We start from the raw sequence: 18,759 nt of genomic DNA, 5'->3' as shown, positions 1-18,759 counted from the left end.
CATTTACAGAGAGGAAAACTCCTCTCTGTTTTTATAAATTCTCAATTCTCTTCAATAAATTCTGTTCTCTTTCTTCAAACAAAACATTTTTATTATACTGATAATACCTCTCACAAGAATATTCCTGTAAAAACCACATACTATAAAAGTTTGCATTTAGTTCTGTCACAAAGGATACCATTTCCTGACTGTTCCCAAACATAATCTCCATAAAATCAAAGGCATTTTCTAATATTTTTTCTGTTACATCTTCCAAATTTGTATAACTTTCTTTCTCTTTTGCGAAAAGCGAACGTATCTTTTCAAATCCCTCTTCCTTTTCATACAGATTTTCTCTTTTTAGCACCATAGTGTAAGACTCCAACGTCTGAATTGTGCGGGAAAATATATATTTTTCTTCTCTTTTTAGAAGTTCCGCTTTCTTCTTATATTCCAACGTTTCTATTTCCTGCTCCTTTATTTCCTCTAAACAAGAAATTGCATCTTTTCCAAACTCCAGATTGTTTTTATATCTCTTCAAACATTTAAAAAGAACTTCCGTTTCCTTTTCTTTGCGATAAGCCTGTCGGAATTGCTCTGTTAATTTTGCCAACAAAATACTTACAATACTTAAACGTTCATCAAAAGAAGCGTGGTTCAATTTCTTCTTTATCCGTTCATTAATTTTTCCTTCTAACACTTCATCCATCCGATAATCTGAGCGGTATCTATGATATAGTTCCAAATAATTTGCAAAATCTTTTGCGATTTTAGGATACTGAATATACTGGACAACAACTTCCCAATCCGCTTCTTTTTCCTGCTTTTCATATACATAAAGCATATTCGATAAGTCTTCCCAACCTCGCGGTGTGGAAAAGAACATTCCATCTACCGTCATCTCCATTTGATAGAAATAAGACGGTTTGGCTGTCAGATACGATATAATTGCACCATGAATATTAGATTTATATGCATATTCTTTCCAAACGGAAAATTCCGGCTGTACTTCAATTTTCTTTACTCTATCCATTGTAACCACATCAAATTCCCGCACGGATTTATTGTACTCAGGCGGATTTCCTGCCGTGACAATAATCCAACCTTCCGGTATCTTATGATTTCCAAAACATTTATATTGTAAAAACTGTAGCATAGCAGGTGCTAACGTTTCTGAAACACAGTTAATTTCATCTACAAATAAAATTCCTTCTTTTAACCCTGTTTTTTCTATTTTATCATACACTGATGCCACAATCTCACTCATTGTATATTCTGTAACCGAATATTCCTTTTCACCGTAAATGTGTTTTGAAATAAACGGTAATCCGATTGCACTCTGTCTTGTGTGATGTGTAATCGTATAAGAAACAATTCCTATTCCGCACTCCTTCGCAATCTGCTCCATAATCTGCGTCTTCCCAATCCCCGGAGCCCCAATAAGAAATATTGGTCTTTGCCGCAAAGAAGGAATTGCATATTCTCCATACTCATTTTTCAACAAATACGCTGAAATCGTATCTTTAATTTCCTGTTTTGCTCTCTTTATGTCCATTCTGCTTCCACCTTTCCACTAAATTCTTCCGGTTCTATAATTAATTTCATTGCCCAAATCGGCACATCCACATCTCTGTAATCTTCTTTCATAAAAACAAACGCCGTTTCATAAAGAGGTCTTTTCACCGGAAACGTACCGTAACCGTCTGTAAAATAAATCAATCCTCTCAAATGGTGGAACGCCTTTCGCTTAATCAATTCATTCACATAGACGAACACTGGTCTGAAATCTGTTCCTCCTTGTCCTTTTACTTCAAAGGAGTCCATATATGAACGAAGTTCCTCCTCATTTGAAATAACAACATCCGACTGAATTTTATCGTCACATTGAATAATGTGTATACGCACTTTACGAAAGAAACTTTCCGATTCGCTAAGAACACTGTACGTTTCCCGCAAAAATTGTTTTACCAGTTCCCCTTTACATGACATGGACGTATCTATTGCAATGACAAAATCTTCTACTTTATAAACTTCTTTTGTTTCCTGCGGTTCAATCAACGGCATATTTCCATATAATTCCATACCATAATGATAAAATACATAATCAAAAGAATCCATGTCTACCTGTGTTTCTTCTTTCAAAACCGAAAACTTTCTTAAAAACTTTCTATAATCGTATTTTTCCCTATTTTCAATCTGTATCTGCTCAAGTATCTCTTTTATTTCATCTGACTGCTCTTTCCCAAAAGTTTCTATCTCCGTCTGCATTTTCTCACTGTCTTCTTTCCAGCGTCTGTTTCTTTCCTGAGTACTTTTCGGTGTCAAATGTTCAGACCACATAGAATGGTTATCCATATAAAATTCATTTTCCATTCTCCTTAAATCTTCTTCCGAAACATTTGTCTTTCGCAAAAATTCATATACATTTTTCGGTGTCAAAACTCCTTTTTCTGACTCGATTGTCTGATAAAGATTTTTTCTATACGGAGAAACATAGCGTTTCACACTTCTCGCATCAAGAAAATCTATCATTTTCTCCACGACAATATCGCAAGCAAGATTCCAATAACGCCCATCCACAGTCGCAGGCAATGCGAAGTGTAAAAACAAACAATGCAAGATCATATGCAGATACATTCGATTTATTTTTATGCGATTTTCCCGAAACAGACTGATAAGAGTGTCCGGCAAAAAATATACCGTTTCACCGTTTGTCCCAATCTCGCCCGAAGAATACTGTGGTTCAAACTCCAATCTGCTGAGGGCAACATGAAAAAAACGCATGGAAACATATAGTTCCTGTTTTGCCTGTTCCCATATCTCCATACAGATTTCTATTTTTTCCAAATCTTTTTGTTGTTCTTTCTGCAACACGTTCCACTCTCTCGCCATTGTCCTCACCTGCCTTTATAATACAAATTTATCCTCTTTTTCTTTCTTTTTCGGATACCGTTTGTGTTCTTCATTCATCAAATAACTGAAAATCTCTTCTTTTTTCTGTTCCCCCGCAATACGAATCATCTGCTGCAACATTTCTTTTTCAACAGCAATCTCTTTCACCAGATATTTCATCTCACCAAAATCTTCTCTTGAAAATGCCCACCTGCACGCTTCCTCAAAATATTCCGTCAAAAATGCTTTATATTTTATTTCCGCCTCTCGACTTAACTCCATCGGATATAACAACCTGCCAAATGTCATTTCCAATACAACATTTAATTCTTCATCCTCTCTCGCCCACGGAAAGCGTTTGTCGTATAAGTCAAACTGTATTTCTGTCTGGATAAAACAATTCCGATACCACATCCCACTCCCATGCGTATGAGTTTCCAAAATTCTTGCAGGCGTATTTTCCACCGCCTCCTCGAAAAATTCAGGAAAGACAAGTTTTGCCTTACCCTGTTCACTTTTAAGCGTAACCGACTGTTTTTCCCTAAGTTCCAAAAGTAACTCACGAAGACAGGATTTTTCGCCTTTCACCAGAGTAACATCCAACCTGTTTACCCGATGACATCCGGTAAACGCTCCCGCACCTATATCGGAAATATTGCTGTAAAAACTTATTTTTTCTAATTCACTGCAGCCGTAAAAAGCATATTTACCAATTCTCCTGATTGTTTTTGGCAAAATAATTTCTTTTAACTTTGCCCCACAGACCGAAATATCGCCTTTCCCTGACGGACCATGAGCAGAAAAAGCATAATCACCTATTTCCGTCACAAAACAACCGTCAATTTTCTCAGGAATTTCAATCACTCCACCACAGACATAACATCTGCATATTGTCACCGCATCATTCTTTTTTTCTATTTCATATTCTTCAAACTGATTTGTCATTTTACTTCCTTTCACTGAAATCCGTCAGATGTTTGTCACAACTAACTCCTTCACAAACTCATTTTTACACAAACAAAAGATTTTAGCAAGTTTTTTATCAGATACAAAAATAGAGTGGTACACACCACTCTATTTAATAAACATTGCATCTCCAAAACTAAAGAAACGGTATCTCTCTTTTACAGCCTCTTCATATGCTGCCAACACATTTTCTCTTCCTGCCAAAGCCGACACAAGCATAATCAACGTAGATTCCGGCAAATGAAAATTCGTAATAAGACAATCTAAAATTTTAAATTTATATCCCGGATAAATAAAAATATCCGTCCAACCGCTTGTCGCCTGCAATCTTCCATTTTCATCCGCCGCCGACTCAACCGTTCTGCAACTTGTCGTTCCAACACAGATTACACGGTGACCCTGCTCCTTTGTTTCATTAATTTTCTGTGCCGCTTCCTCGTCAATCTGATAAAATTCCGAATGCATATGATGTTCCAAAATATTATCTACTTTTACAGGGCGAAAAGTTCCAAGTCCTACATGAAGCGTTACTCTGGCAATTTTTACATTTTTCTTTGCAATTTCTTCTAATAATTCTTCCGTAAAATGAAGTCCTGCCGTTGGCGCTGCCGCCGAACCGGTATGTCTTGCATACACAGTCTGATAGCGATTCTTATCCTCTAACTGATGTGTAATATATGGTGGAAGAGGCATCTGTCCCAACTGATCCAAAACTTCCTCAAAAATTCCTTCATAGCGAAATTGAATTAATCGGTTTCCCTCATCAACAATATCAACAACTTCTCCTTCCAATAGCCCTTCTCCAAAACGAATTTTTGTTCCTATTTTTGCTTTCTTCCCCGGTTTTACTAAAGTTTCCCAAATATCATTTTCTCTTCTCTTCAACAAAAGAACTTCTATTTTCGCATCAGTTCCTACTTTAGAACCAATTAATCTTGCCGGAAGTACTTTTGTGTCATTGATAACAAGACAATCTCCTTCTTCCAAATAATTGATAATTTCCTTAAAAATATGGTGTTCTGTCTTCCCTGTTTCTTTATCCAAAACTAAAAGTCTTGAACCGGAACGGTCTTCAAGCGGATCCTGTGCAATCAGTTCTTCCGGTAATTCAAAATAAAAATCTTCTCGTTTCATTCTTCGTATCCTTCCTCTATATCTTTCTCGCCCGTATAATCAAAAAGGCCGGTTTTAACATCTCTCTCTCCAACTTCGGATATTGTTTTAATAAAAAAGGACTTGGCTTTGTTTCGTCTGCAATTTCTATACAAAAACCGTTCTGTCCAAGTGTCGTTATGATTTCCCCCATTGTTCTGTGATAAATAATCTCATCATCAATAAACCAACCGGACCCTCGTCTTCCCGATTGATGATAATTTGAAAATGTATAAGAAATTTCTTTTCCCCATTCATTATAATTCCAGCCGGACTTTCTGTCTATAGTTGCCGTTGTAATCGGGTGCTTCTGAGAAAAAAGCAAAATGCCGCCTTTATGTAACAAATCCTTTAATTCTGCAATGAATTTATCAAAATGCTTTACAGAATGAAAAACAAAAGAACTGTATATCATATCAAATTTCTCTTCCGTTTCTACTGTATTTTCCGGCTCTAACAAGCGATATTCTATAGGCTGCCCTAAAGATTTTCTTTTCGCAGTCTGAAGCATTTTTCCGGAAATATCTGTTCCCAGCACTTTAACTGCACCATTTTCAGCAAAATATCTGCAATTTCTTCCGTAACCGCATCCAATCTCAAGTATTCGTTTTCCAAACACATCAGGCATATATTTGTACATTGCCGGCTGCTCCAATAACTTTCTCATCGTATTTCTGCTCAACGAAACTCTCTCCCTTTTCACAATATGGTGTAATTATAACATTTTCTCCGAGAAATTTCATCAAAAGAAAAGAGATTTCTATTTAGAAACCTCTTTTCTCTACATTTACTTTGTATTATTTAGTTCTTTTTCTTCTAAATACGAGAACGCCGCCTACAACTGCTAAACTTGCAATCATAACTAACATTGGGAATACGCTGTTTGCTGTATCACCTGTTTTTACCGGTTTGTTGTTCTGACTTGGTTTATTGTTTGGTTTTGTTGTAGTTTTTACTACAAGACCTGCTTCTGCCTTTTCAAAGTTTGCTTTCGCCTGTGCGAATGCTTTTGCCGAAACATTGTCTAAATCATTTAACATATCTTTTAATACTGCTAAAGCGTCTTTGTATACTTTGGCACTTTCTTCTGTGTATTTGCTTAAGTCTTTTTCTACGATAGACTCAACATACTCTTTCACTTCATCAGCATTTGCTCTTACAACCAAACCTTTCATTGCTTTGTAGATAGCATCTGTTGCTTTACTTACTTCTTCTTTTGTACCAGTTGCAAATAATGCTTTTCCACTTGCGACTGCATCTGTTAATACTTTATAACTATTTGCAGTATATTTATCTGCCGGATATGTTGTTGCTGAAGCGATTGCTTCTTTTAATGCTTTTACAGATACTAAGTTCTGTTTTGCATCGTTTAACTGATTGAAGCAATTCTGTAATTCTTCCTGACTTAAAGCAGATAAATCTTTGTTTCCAATTTCAGTTACTACTTTCTGTAACTCGTTAAATGATTTTTCTGTGTAATCTCCTGCTGTTAAATCTTTCAATTCTTTTAATAACGCCTCCACTTTTGATGCGTTTACATTTCCATTTAATTTTAAGTTTGCTTTCGCAGTTTCAATATTTTTGATTGCTTCCGCGATAGTTTCTTTTGTTCCGTTCAGAAGCAACTGACGTGCATTGTCTACTGCTGTTCTATACGCACCAAATGATTCTTCTGTATAAATAGACGAATCTTTAATTGCATCAAATTCTGCAATTAATGCAGGTAATTCACCTAAAGCAACTAAGTTTTCTTTTGCTGCAGTTAATTTATTTAATGCTGCTTCAAATTTATCCGGATGCTGTGGTGTTGTTTTGTTTTCTTCTAATAAACTTTCTACCTCTTTTTTAGCATCAACATATGCTTTCCATGAGTTCTGTGTATATACCTTTTCCGGATTTGTGATAGATGCGATAAAGGCATTTGCTTCTTCAACTGCGATCGAAGCCATTTCTTGATTTGTTGGATTGTATACTAATCCTGCTTTTGCATCTTCCACTGCTTTTTTCAATGTTTCTACATCTTTTTCAGATGTATCATCTTTGTTTTCGATTGCTACTTTACAAGCATTGATTGCTTTTTCATATACAGCCCATGTTTTTGCTGTGTATGTATCGGCATCTTTATAAGCATCTTTAACGATTGTTTCCAGTACAGAAATATCACCTTTTAACTGTTTTCCTTCAATCGCTTTGTTGATTGCTGTTACTGCATTATTTACAGAATCCTGTGAAGCATTTTCGCTAGTCATTACTTCCTGTCCCGCTTTATAAGCATCAGCATATACTTTTGCAGTAGATGTTGTCCATCTTGTCGTATCCTGTTTGCTGTCAATTAATACTTTTAATGCATTCTTATCTGCTGCTTTATATTCTGACTTATAAGTTAATAATTCAGTAATGTTTGGTGTTGTTTTATTCCACTCTACTTTTACATCAAGTAAAACAGTATTATTTGGAAGAACAAATTCATTATAAGACTGGCTTAACTTACCAACTGTTACCCATTTGTCTTTTCCATTTTCCCATACACGTGCTTTTACAGTCGCATTAGAAATTGCCGATGCATTCTGTAAAACTTTAATTGTATTTACATCTGTGTTATCAGAAAGTGAGTACTGTACATATCCGTTGTCTTTGCTTGGCACGAACATTGTTGCAATGTCACCGTCTGACATATTTCTGAATAAACCATCTCTTGTTTCTTCAGCATCTGATTTGTATGTTGGGTTGTTTTCTGATGGCATAAATTCGCCGTCATTGATTTCAAGCTCATTGAAACGCACCCATTTATCACTACCAGATTTATTTCTTGTAATTTCAAATTTCAAGTATCTTGCTTTTTTATTGATGTTTGTTTCTTTCTTCACATTGTAAGAAATTTCATGTGTAGGTAAAACAGTATTGATATGGTCTGAACCTGCTGATTCTCCTTCGTTGTCCTTATCCTGATTTCCTAAAGTCATGATTTCTTCCCATGTTTTTCCATCTGTAGATACAGAGAATTTTGCATGACGTGGGAAGTCATGTTCACTGTCACGACATACAACTTTAAATGTTTTTAAGTCGATTTCCTGTCCTAAATCATAAGTAAAGAATTTTCCTTGCGTCTGACTATTCTTATAATGTGTTGCTGTTGTAATATCTCCGTCAAATACATTTAATGGATTTTCAATTTCGCTGTAGTTTGTTTCTTTTACTGATTTCGGATAAATTTCTACTGTTTTTACAGCGAATTTTTCCACATTAAATGTAATAGCATTTTCTGTTTTATTAATAATACGAACATAACGTGCATCATCAGTCACTTTTGTTGCTTTGCTTTCTTTTACGTTAATATCTTTCCATTCTACATTGTTTTTAGATAGTTGAACAGTTAAATTTTCATCTGATAATTTACTTGTAATCTCTGCCAATTCATGAATTCTATCCAATTTCAATCCAATGTATTCATTTTTTGCTAATGTCACATTATCAATCGGTGTTACCTCTGCTGTATCAGCAAGATAATCTGCTGTATGTTTTTTGTATTTATCCACGTTTGTAAATACTTTTCCGTTATGGAAGATTTTTGCATCTACATCAAATTCACGCATTGCAATCCATGTCGGTTGTTGTTTTTTGTTCACTAAACGTACATATTTTGCAGTAATATTCTGATCTGAAACGTCTACAGAAATCTTTCTTGCATTTTTAAAGTTTTTAATTGTTGTCCATTTATTTTTATCCATTGAATACTCTAAATCTGCATCTGTAAAATAATCTCCATCATTATCATCTCTGCCTTGTGTAATATTGATTTTTCCTAATACAATTGGTTTAGATAATTCTACCCCAACATAATCACCGACAATAGTTGTATTTACTGGATCTCCTTGCTGTCTTACATTATAGTGTACATTTGTGTTTAAATCGCCGTCTACTACATTTGTTTCTTTTCCTGAAGAAACTGACCAGCCTTCTGCATTACTTGTACGAATAACTGTTTTTGTAAAGTTTTCTGCATTTTCAGGTATTGTAGATACTTTGAATTCACGCATTGCAGGCCATTTGTTTCCACTGCCTTTTTCTGTACATTCATAGCGAACTGCAACAACATTTTCCAATTCAATCTGGCTTACATCAACAAATTCTGCATAATCTCTATAAGTATCCTGGCTTACCAATTTCCATTCTTCAGATCCTTGAACTTTGTATTTCAACTGTGCTGTACCGAATGTATCCTGATGCTTATTATCTTGGTTTGCACCATTGATGATATGAATACCATATACAGTTACTGGTTTGTTAAATGCTACTTGGAAATATTGTCCAACTTTTTCTTCTGTATTTGCCCATGCATGTGTTTTGTCATTACCATCGATAATATTTCCAATTGGTCCTTGATGCCAACCACTAATATTAGATGTAGCTGTCATTTCCACTTGCTGTGAACCTACTCCACCTGTTGCATAGTCATTCACAGGACCTGATAATTTTTTCTGTAATTTATCAGCCAATGGAATTAAGTGTGTTGATCCAGGGCTAACCATAGCAGAACCATTAAGCATTTTTCTCTCATGTTTCTTACTGCTTAATAATGCACTGTAACCTGTATTATAGTGGTTAAATGCAGTGAACATATCTTTTGCTTCTACTGCCATCTCTGCTTTGACATATTCCTGAATAGCTTTTGCCAAATCTGCCAAAGAACCTGTAAACGGTTTCAATTCTTTCTTTAAGTTTGCGTTTTTACTCTGCGCATGGAATTCTTTGCAAGCATCGATGATTGTCTGCATTTCTGCAATCATCTGTTTTGCATCTGCGTCAACTAATTTTCCTGCTGTTAACTGCGTATTGATTTTATTAATCAATGGCTGTAATTCTTCTGATTCAGCTAATACAAGTCCGTGACCATTCGGTTGTGGATTAGACATATGTTTTGATAATGTATGTAATGCTTCTGAAGCCTGTGCATCTACATATTTGAAAGAATCTTCCCAACTCTTATCATCATCAAACGCTTTTACATTCCAAGCATAATCTGCCACTGCAAAAATAGCAACTTTAGATGCTTCCGCCTCTTGCATAGGGTTTGTTACAACACCCGCCAAGTCTTCCAGTGTAATATCTGTATGCAAAAGACTACCTTTTCCCATCATCAAACGTTGACCATTAATGTCATTTACCGGCCAGTTTAACCAGAATAAAGGACTTCTTCTTTTTGCTTGTCCGTTAAGGTTGTGTGTTCTAAAATGGTTTAATGTTTTCTGTTCAACCGGCTGACATACCGCTTCACCTGTCCAGAAGATTTTAATATCCTCAGGAAATTCTTTATCATATTTATTTAACTCAGAGTAATCTCCTTGCCATGAATGGTTGTAACCTGCCGGACAGAATACAGTGTCATATACGTCACCTTTTTCTTTTGCCCATTTAGATACTTCTTTCATCATTTTAACAACAATGTCTTTATTTAACTGTCCTACGTCATCGCCAAGTACACCGAACTGACGCACTCCTGCTTTGTATAACTGTTCAAATTTCTTTAACAATGCCTGAATTTCAGCATCTGCATTATTGGCATTGAATCCACCCATAAACGGATGTGCTGTCCACACAAAACGGCATTTAGCTTCATTTCCCACTTTTACCATTTCTGTAATTTCTGCAAGTTCTTTAGCAGGATATTCTTCACGCCATTTTTCTTTATGATATGGGTCATCCTTTGGAGCAAAGATATAAGAAGTCATCTTAAAATCTCCACCGAATTTCATCAAAGACATTCTGTCTTCATTAGACCATGGAATTCCGTAGTATCCTTCGATAAATCCACGGATATTGGTGTCTGCATAATCTTTAATCGTAAAGTTGCGGATTGTTGAACCGTTCATCTGATTAAAGATATGTTTTAAAGATGTGATACCATAGAACGCTGCATCTGTATCACGTCCTAATACAACGATTTCTCCATTGTTAGAAGCAACAAAGTTTGCTCCAAATTTTTCAAACAAACTTGCAGCAACATTGTAGTGCTCTTTTACATAAGTATCTACATATCCTTTTGAATTATATGTACCTACTAAAATGTTTGTTTTTCCCTCCACTTTTTTCTGTGAAGTAGTTACTTTCTTGTTTTTTGAAGCCAAAACTTCATTCATTCTTTTCTGTGTAACAGAATCAATCGTTTCTTCAAAAACGACATTTACCTCTTGACGAATAACAAATTCGCCGTCCTGATAAGACATCTCATGTGGATTTGGATAAATTTCATAAGTTGTCTTATCTTCCGCTGCCTGTACTGTCGGTGTTGAAATCGGCATCATAGTGAGTACCATAGCAACAGCAAGCACGCCTGTTAAGATACGTTTTAAAATCTTTTTCATAAATTTTCCTTTCCTGAATCGACTATCTTTTCGGTAAATTCTTTTCTTCAAAAAAAAGACCAAAAACATTTTGAAACATCTTGTCCAATCTGAAAAAGTGAGTCAAATATACTGTTCTTGGTCTTGCCTAATTCAATAGTTACAATCCATATGATTTTGTTTAAATTATACTATATTTTCCATTTCCTTTCAATAACATCTTTACACTTTAGATATAATGCACAAAACGCTTGCACTTTTTTTGTGCAAGCGTTCTAAGTCTACTGTCTTAATTCTATTCCCATTTCCTCTAAGGCTTTTAAAATTCTTGTCATTGCTGTTGTAACGTCCGTTTCTTCCAATGTTTTATCTTTCGCACGGAATACAATAGAGTAGGCAACCGACTTAAATCCCGCCTTAATCTGTGAGCCTTCATAGATGTCAAAAAGTTGATAACTTTCTAAATATTCTCCGCCTTTCTTTTCAATCACTTCTTCTATCTGTCCTACCAAAATTTCTTTAGGTACAACCATGCTAATGTCACGAGTTACAGCCGGATATTTTGCAATGCCTTCATATTTTCTGTCAAATGTAGCCAAATCCACAATTTCAGGCATATCTAACACTGCAATATACGCTCTTGTTCCGATGCCGTAAGTATCTGCAACCTGCGGATGAACTTCTCCAAGATATCCGACTACTTTTCCACCATAAATAATATTTGCCTGACGTCCCGGATGTAAGAATGTTTTCTCTGCATTCGGATCATATGTTTCTCTCTCATGTAAACCGATTTTGTCAAAAAATTCTTCTACAACACCTTTCATTGTAAAGAAATCACCATCTCCGTACATACCGAGTGTGAACTGCATACGTTCTTCAGGCAATTCTGTTACCGGAAGTTGTTTTGGAAGATAGATATTTCCTAATTCATATAGACGCACATCTTTGTTTCTTCTATTATAATTCGTTGCCAATGATGTAAGCATTCCATTTAAAGAAGTTGTTCGCATAATGCTGTAATCTTCTCCCAATGGGTTCATAATTTCCACTGCTTCTCTTAATTTCGACTCAGCAGGAATTAATAATTTATCAAATACTTTTGGGCTTTCAAATGAATATGTCATTCCCTGACTGAAACCACAAAATTCTGCGATATTTCTTGCCACTTCTTCAATGCGAAGTTTAAATGATAATTTTCCTGTTGTCGCTTCCCCTCTTGGAAGTGTTGTAGGAATGTTATCGTATCCGTAAAATCTAGCCACTTCTTCCGCAAGGTCTGCAAGTCTGAATAAATCGTGTCTAAATGTCGGTGCAATCACCTCTCTTGCTTCCTCATCATATTCCAAGCCGATTTTTTCAAAATAACCTAGCATTTCTTCTTCTGAAATATCAGTTCCCAACATTACATTAATCTTCTCGGCATCAAATGGTACACGAACAGGTTCTTTCACCTTACCATAAACGTCAACCGTTCCTCCTACAACTTCGCCCGCTCCCAATTCTTCAATCAACTGACACGCTCTATCAATTGCTGCTTTTGCATTATTCGGATCAAGTCCTTTTTCAAATTTTCCTGAAGCATCTGTACGAAGTCCGACTTTTTTACTTGATTTACGGATATTTGTTCCGTCAAAGCAAGCTGCTTCAAGTAAAACAGTATCTGCATTTTCTGTAATCATAGAATTTTCTCCACCCATAATTCCGGCGATACCGATTGCCTTCTCTCTGTCACAAATCATTAATACAGACTCGTCCATTTCTCTTTCCTGCCCATCCAGAGTAACGAATTTTTCTCCGCTCTGCGCTGTTTTTACTACAATTTCATTTCCAGCGATTGTTGACATATCATATGCGTGCATAGGCTGTCCAAATTCTTCCATAACATAGTTTGTAATATCAACAAGGTTATTGATTGGACGAATACCAACTGACGCAAGTCTTCTCTGTAACCATTTTGGTGACGGTTCGATTTTTACATTTTTCACCATTCTTGCACAGTAACGAGGACATAAGTCTGTATTTTCCACTAACACTTTCACATAATCATTTACGTCTTCATCATTCCCTGTTTCTTTTACGACCGGAGGACAGAATTCTTTTCTAAATGTTGCCGCTACTTCTCTTGCAATTCCGATTACGCTGAAACAGTCTACACGGTTTGAAGTCACTTCGTATTCAAATACAACGTCATTTCTTCCAAGCGCCTCAATTGCGCTGCTTCCTACAACAGCGTCATCTTCAAAAATGTAAATTCCGTCCTCTGCCGCTTCCGGATACATCTCTGTTGTAGAACCAAGTTCTTCGATAGAACACATCATACCGAAACTTTCCACACCACGAAGTTTCCCTTTCTTAATTTTAATTCCTCCCGGAGTTTTCTTTCCATCATGTCCGCCGGCAACGCGTCCACCGTCCAAAACAACCGGAATTTTTGCTCCCTCAAAGACATTTTTTGCTCCTGTTACAATCTGAACTGTTTCCTCTCCGACATTTACCCGACAAACAACTAACTTATCTGCGTCAGGGTGTTTTTCAATTTTTTCAATCTGCCCGATTACAATCTTTTCTAAATCAGCGTCTAACACTTCATACCCTTCTACTTTTGTTCCTGAAAGTGTCATCGCATCTGTATATTCCTGTGCTGTCACATCAAGTTCCGGCACATATGCTTTAATCCATGATAATGATGTATTCATCTTCTTTTTCTTCCTTTCTTTAATTTGGGACGTACCCTTTTTAAGTTTTACTACGTCCCTAATTGAGTTTTGCCCTGTCCCTTTTTATACTTTTTTTAGAATTACAACTTTCGCCATTAGAATTGTTTCAAAAAGCGAATATCATTTTCATATAATAATCTCATATCATCTATTTCATATTTCAGTAAAGCAATACGCTCTAATCCTACACCGAACGCAAATCCGTTGTATTCTTCCGGATCAATTCCACACATTTCCAAAACATGCGGATGTACCATACCACATCCTAAAATTTCAATCCAGCCTGAACCTTTACAGAAACGGCAGCCTTTTCCGCCACATTTAAAACAAGTAACATCTACTTCCGCACTTGGCTCTGTAAAAGGGAAGTGATGAGGTCTGAATTTTGTTTTTGTTTCCGGTCCGAATAATTCTTTTGCAAATACTTCTAAAGTTCCTTTTAAGTCAGCGAAAGAAATATTTTTGTCAATTACAAGTCCTTCAATCTGGTGGAATGAAGGTGAATGTGTCGCATCAACTTCATCTGAACGGAAAACTCTTCCCGGTGCAATCATACGGATTGGCAATTTTCCCTGTTCCATAACACGAGCCTGTACCGGAGAAGTCTGTGTACGAAGTACAATATCCTTATTAATATAGAAAGTATCCTGTTCGTCTTTTGCAGGATGATCAGCCGGAATGTTTAATTTTTCAAAGTTATATTCATCATATTCTACTTCCGGTCCTTCCACAACTTCGTATCCCATACCAACGAAAATTCTTTCCACTTCTTCTAATGCAATCGTATTCGGGTGACGGTGTCCAACTGTATTTTTCTTTGCAGGAAGTGTAACATCAATAACTTCTTCCTTTAACTTTCTTTCCAAAATCTCTTTTTCCATTTTTGTTTTTCTTTCTTCTAAAAGAGATTCGATTGTTGCTCTTGTTTCATTTACTAACTGCCCTACTTTTGCTCTATCTTCCGGTGCAACATCTTTCATTCCTTTTAAAATGGCTGTCAGTTCACCTTTTTTCCCTAAAAATTTTACCCTTACCTCATTTAATTTTTCCGGCACTTCAGAGGCCTGAATCTGCTGAACGGCTTCTTCCTGAATGCTCTGTAACTTTTCTTTCATTATTTTATCTCCTTTCATAAAACACTTTGATTTCATAGAATGTATTTTTCCTATATCATAAAAAAATCCCCGTCCCAAAAGGGACGAGGTTAATCGCGGTACCACCCTAATTCCTGTCGCAGACAGGCTCTCGGTTTGCGTAACGTGCAAATACGTCAGTTTCTACACAAATGCTTTCTTCAAAACTGCGGTTCCTGTGGGAAATTCAATTGCCGTCTGAACTTAAGGAAACTTTCAGCCAATGATTTCCCCTCTCTGCTAGAAAACGGTTCTCTACTAACACATTCATTACCTTTTTATTATATAAATCCATTCATTATTCTATCACACAAAAACGTAATGTCAAGATGTTTATTTTTAATTATCCCCCATGTTGACTACATCTTCAACTTTGAATTTTCACCTGAATCAATATTAATTTGTTTAGTCACAATTTATTGTAGATATTTCTCTAAACTATTGTACTCGTCCTCGCTGATTTCATAAACACCATTGTATGCCTGCTCCAAATAATAGCAATCTTTCTTTTCATACACATAAATAATAGAAGAATCTTTCTCCTTGAAAATTAATTCCACTTTTATCGGTTGTTCTACATCGACAGGGGCATCATTTACACTTTCTTCTTTAGTCATTCTTCCATTTCCATTTAGTAGCGAAACCATATCTTTCATAGTCTTTGCATCTGTAATTTCCTTCGTCACACTTCCGCTTTTTAATGATATACTACTTAAATCGTCCACTTTCGGAATATTTAATGTGTAGATGTTTTTATTCATAAAAAAAACATATAATACAACACAAACTAACAGCACTACAATAATTGAAATAATCTCGTTTCTTTTCTTTTTATTCATCTTTTATCTCCTCCAAAATATTTTTATTTATTCTTTCCAATCCCCCAGTTTGTCCAACAATTTCACAATTTCATTTTTATATTCTGCACGAACGGAAGTGTATATTACCGTATCACTAATACGGATTTTGGCAATATATAATTCTTTATTTTCTATAGAATATAATTCATGAACTCTTCCTTTACGTTCTTCCACATCTCCGTTTGACAGCGGAAGCGTCATACCGTTAAATAACGCATCTGCACTGGCATTCGTATCCATAACAACAAAATCCATTCGTATATTATCTTCATTAATTGAAACCGCCTCTTTAAGCATCGAACCGACTTTCCATTCCTGACTTAACGTTTCTGTTGTATCTGTAGTAATATACCCTGCCTCCTGAACAAGTTCTGAAAACTCTTCTGCATCTATAGAGCGAACTCCCGAAAAGCATTTTATTCCTAAAAATATACATACGAAAACAATCATACCGACTACAATTCTGCTACCAATAGATGCCGAAGGTTTTGAAGCCATATTTTTTCTCTCCTCAGGCGATACATATTCTTCCGGCGGAAGAATTTCTTCCTCTTCCGGTTCTCCTCTATGCCGTATTTTTTGCAATAATGCCCAAACACCCGAAAGGAAAAATCCTGCTGTTGTAAACATTACTCCGGCTATTAAAAACACAATCAAATTTTTAACGCTAGGCTTTAATATGTCGGTAGAGTCCTGCGGTGCATCAGGATCATACTTTATCTCTACTTCATCGCCAATTTCCATTATCTCACTTCTGTTATAAAGTTTGTCGGAATATTCTTTTCCGTCAACCTCATACTGATAAGTAATTTCATAGTCAACACGGCTTCGTCAAGCACCTTTCACTCCTCCGTAACTTGAATATTCACCGGATACATCCGTAACATATGCTATTGTTGGAACCCAATCTTTCCGGTTATGTTCATCTACATAATTATAAATGCCTCCACCAATCAGGCGGATACCTGAAATTAACGCTATTATTCCTAATAATCGGAAAAGTATTGTAAAAATCGTACCCTTTTTCATACCCTATCTCCTCTTTTCATTTCCTTACATAATAGAATATCATATTTTCCAATTCTTCATATCATTTATAATTTTAAAATCAGTCTGCAATTGCCATTTTCGCTAGTCGGGTATCTCCCCAAGGACTTCTTATCATTGGTTCTCCGTCAATAATTCCCGCACACACAACTTCTATAATCGTATCTGCATCGAAAAGTTTCCTTCCGTCAATCTTAACGTTTTCTGTAAACTCTTCATAAGTATTATAACGATTTTCTTCAAAAACAAAATATATGTTTTCCTTTTTTTCTTCGCTGTTCGGAATAAGCACCGCCCCCATTGTATAGAGATTTCCTTCCAAATTAAAATCAATTAAACAAAAAGCAATTCCTTCATCGTAATCCGATTTGATGATCGAAAACACATCTTTCACTTTAATCAAAAGTGGTTTCTTTTCTTTTTTCTTAAACCCAAACATAATATACCTCCACAACATTAAATTTATCTATGAATATACATTCTTGTCATATCAAGTTCATCGTCCCCTTGAACCATACACAAAAATTCCCAACCATATCTTTCATAAAAACTTGTATGGTCTGTAATTAAATAGATTGGAGTTATTCCCTTGGACTTCATATCCTTCACGACTATATCAAGTAATTTTCCCACAATTCCTTGACAACGATAATCCTTTTCAGTATATACCGCACATACATTTGGCGTAAGGTCTTTCCTGTCATGAAAATCATTTTCGATTACTCCAAGACCGCCTACAATGCGTCCGCTGTCTAAGCAAAAATACCAACCATATTCTGTTTCATTATTAAGGTAGGCTTCTATACATTCTAGATAAGCCTCTTGTGGCACTCCCCATTTGTCATGAAACCATGCGGCAGCTTCTTCTTTTAATTCTGGTTTTTGTCTTAAAGTAACATAGGTATATTCTTTCATATTTTCCTCCTCAAATTCTAACTTATACCTTTTAACCAATGTTAAAAATTCATATATTCCACCATTAGAATTGCGACTTGTAATTTCAAAATCCTTGAATCCGCATGAATGATATACTTTAATGGCCCTTTGATTAAATAACGCTACATTCATAATGAGTTTATCAAATTTGTAATTATACTCCAAAAAATTTATAATTTGCTTTACAAATTGTTTTCCCTTACCTTTACCACAAAGATCCGGTTTCATCCCAAGACCAATTTCGATTAATGAGTTTTGTTGGATAATGCAAAAAAATCCAACTAATTCATTGTTTTCCAATGCTTCATAATAGTCATTTTGATTTCTCAAATCTTCATCAATAAATTCTTCGTAGTCTTCTATATCAGCAGTCATATCATAAAAAGAATAAATATCATTATATTTCCACTCATTGCGATTTCCAGTGCATGAATTTGCGTTAATGGTTTAAATACCAATTCCATATCAACTACCTCCAAATTCACCTTTCTTTACTTCCTCATAATATCATACTTCATAATTATTTACACCATTCACCACAAAAATGACACAAACAATAATACCTTTTCTTTGAAGATTATTCCGTTTACGCAATACTGTTCAAACTCGATTTCGTTTCACTCCATCTCGCTTGAGGGACATACTGGTGTTAGAATATAAATAGTACAAGTCAAAATGAGAATTCCTTATAAGAAAAATCATGGTACAATGTAGGTACCGCACTGAAGGAGGA

12 protein-coding genes, 2 pseudogenes and 1 other annotated feature are annotated in these 18,759 nt (G+C 35.6%); all 14 genes and pseudogenes read right to left on the bottom strand.

The window, feature by feature from the left end:
- Nucleotides 1-31: 31 nt before the first annotated feature.
- Nucleotides 32-1,534 (bottom strand): ATP-binding protein, encoded by a 1,503-nt coding sequence (locus tag ACYPXO_RS04600; RefSeq protein ID WP_459639476.1) that lies wholly within the window; start codon nucleotides 1,532-1,534, stop codon nucleotides 32-34.
- Nucleotides 1,525-2,871: a vWA domain-containing protein gene (locus ACYPXO_RS04595; protein WP_459639475.1), complete on the bottom strand. Its 1,347-nt coding sequence runs from the start codon at nucleotides 2,869-2,871 to the stop codon at nucleotides 1,525-1,527. The genes ACYPXO_RS04600 and ACYPXO_RS04595 overlap by 10 nt, the downstream gene beginning before the upstream one ends.
- A 15-nt stretch (nucleotides 2,872-2,886) precedes the next feature.
- Nucleotides 2,887-3,816 (bottom strand): leucine-rich repeat domain-containing protein, encoded by a 930-nt coding sequence (locus ACYPXO_RS04590; protein ID WP_459639474.1) that lies wholly within the window; start codon nucleotides 3,814-3,816, stop codon nucleotides 2,887-2,889.
- Nucleotides 3,817-3,945: 129 nt separating this feature from the next.
- On the bottom strand, nucleotides 3,946-4,971 hold the full coding sequence (gene queA, locus ACYPXO_RS04585) for a tRNA preQ1(34) S-adenosylmethionine ribosyltransferase-isomerase QueA (protein ID WP_459639473.1): 1,026 nt from the start codon (nucleotides 4,969-4,971) through the stop codon (nucleotides 3,946-3,948).
- Between the two features lie 16 nt (nucleotides 4,972-4,987).
- Entirely contained in the window at nucleotides 4,988-5,671 is a 684-nt protein-coding gene (locus ACYPXO_RS04580; RefSeq protein ID WP_459639472.1) for a class I SAM-dependent methyltransferase, read from the bottom strand.
- A 115-nt stretch (nucleotides 5,672-5,786) separates the two neighbouring features.
- Entirely contained in the window at nucleotides 5,787-11,351 is a 5,565-nt protein-coding gene (locus tag ACYPXO_RS04575) for a beta-N-acetylglucosaminidase domain-containing protein (RefSeq protein ID WP_459639471.1), read from the bottom strand.
- 260 nt (nucleotides 11,352-11,611) lie between these two features.
- A complete protein-coding gene (gene pheT / locus ACYPXO_RS04570; protein ID WP_459639470.1) occupies nucleotides 11,612-14,029 on the bottom strand; it encodes a phenylalanine--tRNA ligase subunit beta in 2,418 nt (805 codons plus the stop codon).
- Between the two features lie 116 nt (nucleotides 14,030-14,145).
- Nucleotides 14,146-15,165, bottom strand: a complete 1,020-nt coding sequence (pheS, locus tag ACYPXO_RS04565; protein WP_459639469.1) for a phenylalanine--tRNA ligase subunit alpha — start codon at nucleotides 15,163-15,165, stop codon at nucleotides 14,146-14,148.
- 76 nt (nucleotides 15,166-15,241) lie between these two features.
- Nucleotides 15,242-15,463, bottom strand: a binding site (T-box leader).
- A gap of 136 nt (nucleotides 15,464-15,599) precedes the next feature.
- Nucleotides 15,600-16,022, bottom strand: a complete 423-nt coding sequence (locus ACYPXO_RS04560; protein ID WP_459639468.1) for a DUF5301 domain-containing protein — start codon at nucleotides 16,020-16,022, stop codon at nucleotides 15,600-15,602.
- Between the two features lie 27 nt (nucleotides 16,023-16,049).
- Nucleotides 16,050-16,856, bottom strand: a pseudogene (locus tag ACYPXO_RS04555) (DUF3592 domain-containing protein); the annotation flags it as partial.
- A gap of 18 nt (nucleotides 16,857-16,874) precedes the next feature.
- The gene (locus tag ACYPXO_RS04550) at nucleotides 16,875-17,072 is read right to left on the bottom strand and encodes a hypothetical protein (protein ID WP_459639467.1); all 198 of its coding nucleotides are present in this window, start codon (nucleotides 17,070-17,072) and stop codon (nucleotides 16,875-16,877) included.
- 79 nt (nucleotides 17,073-17,151) lie between these two features.
- Nucleotides 17,152-17,529 (bottom strand): hypothetical protein, encoded by a 378-nt coding sequence (locus ACYPXO_RS04545; protein ID WP_459639466.1) that lies wholly within the window; start codon nucleotides 17,527-17,529, stop codon nucleotides 17,152-17,154.
- A 23-nt stretch (nucleotides 17,530-17,552) separates the two neighbouring features.
- Nucleotides 17,553-18,005: a GNAT family N-acetyltransferase gene (locus tag ACYPXO_RS04540; protein WP_459639640.1), complete on the bottom strand. Its 453-nt coding sequence runs from the start codon at nucleotides 18,003-18,005 to the stop codon at nucleotides 17,553-17,555.
- 138 nt (nucleotides 18,006-18,143) lie between these two features.
- Nucleotides 18,144-18,401, bottom strand: a pseudogene (locus ACYPXO_RS04535) (GNAT family N-acetyltransferase); the annotation flags it as partial.
- Nucleotides 18,402-18,759: the final 358 nt, after the last annotated feature.

Source organism: Faecalimonas canis (genome assembly GCF_054601575.1).
This window is presented reverse-complemented; position numbering and strand designations above follow the sequence as displayed.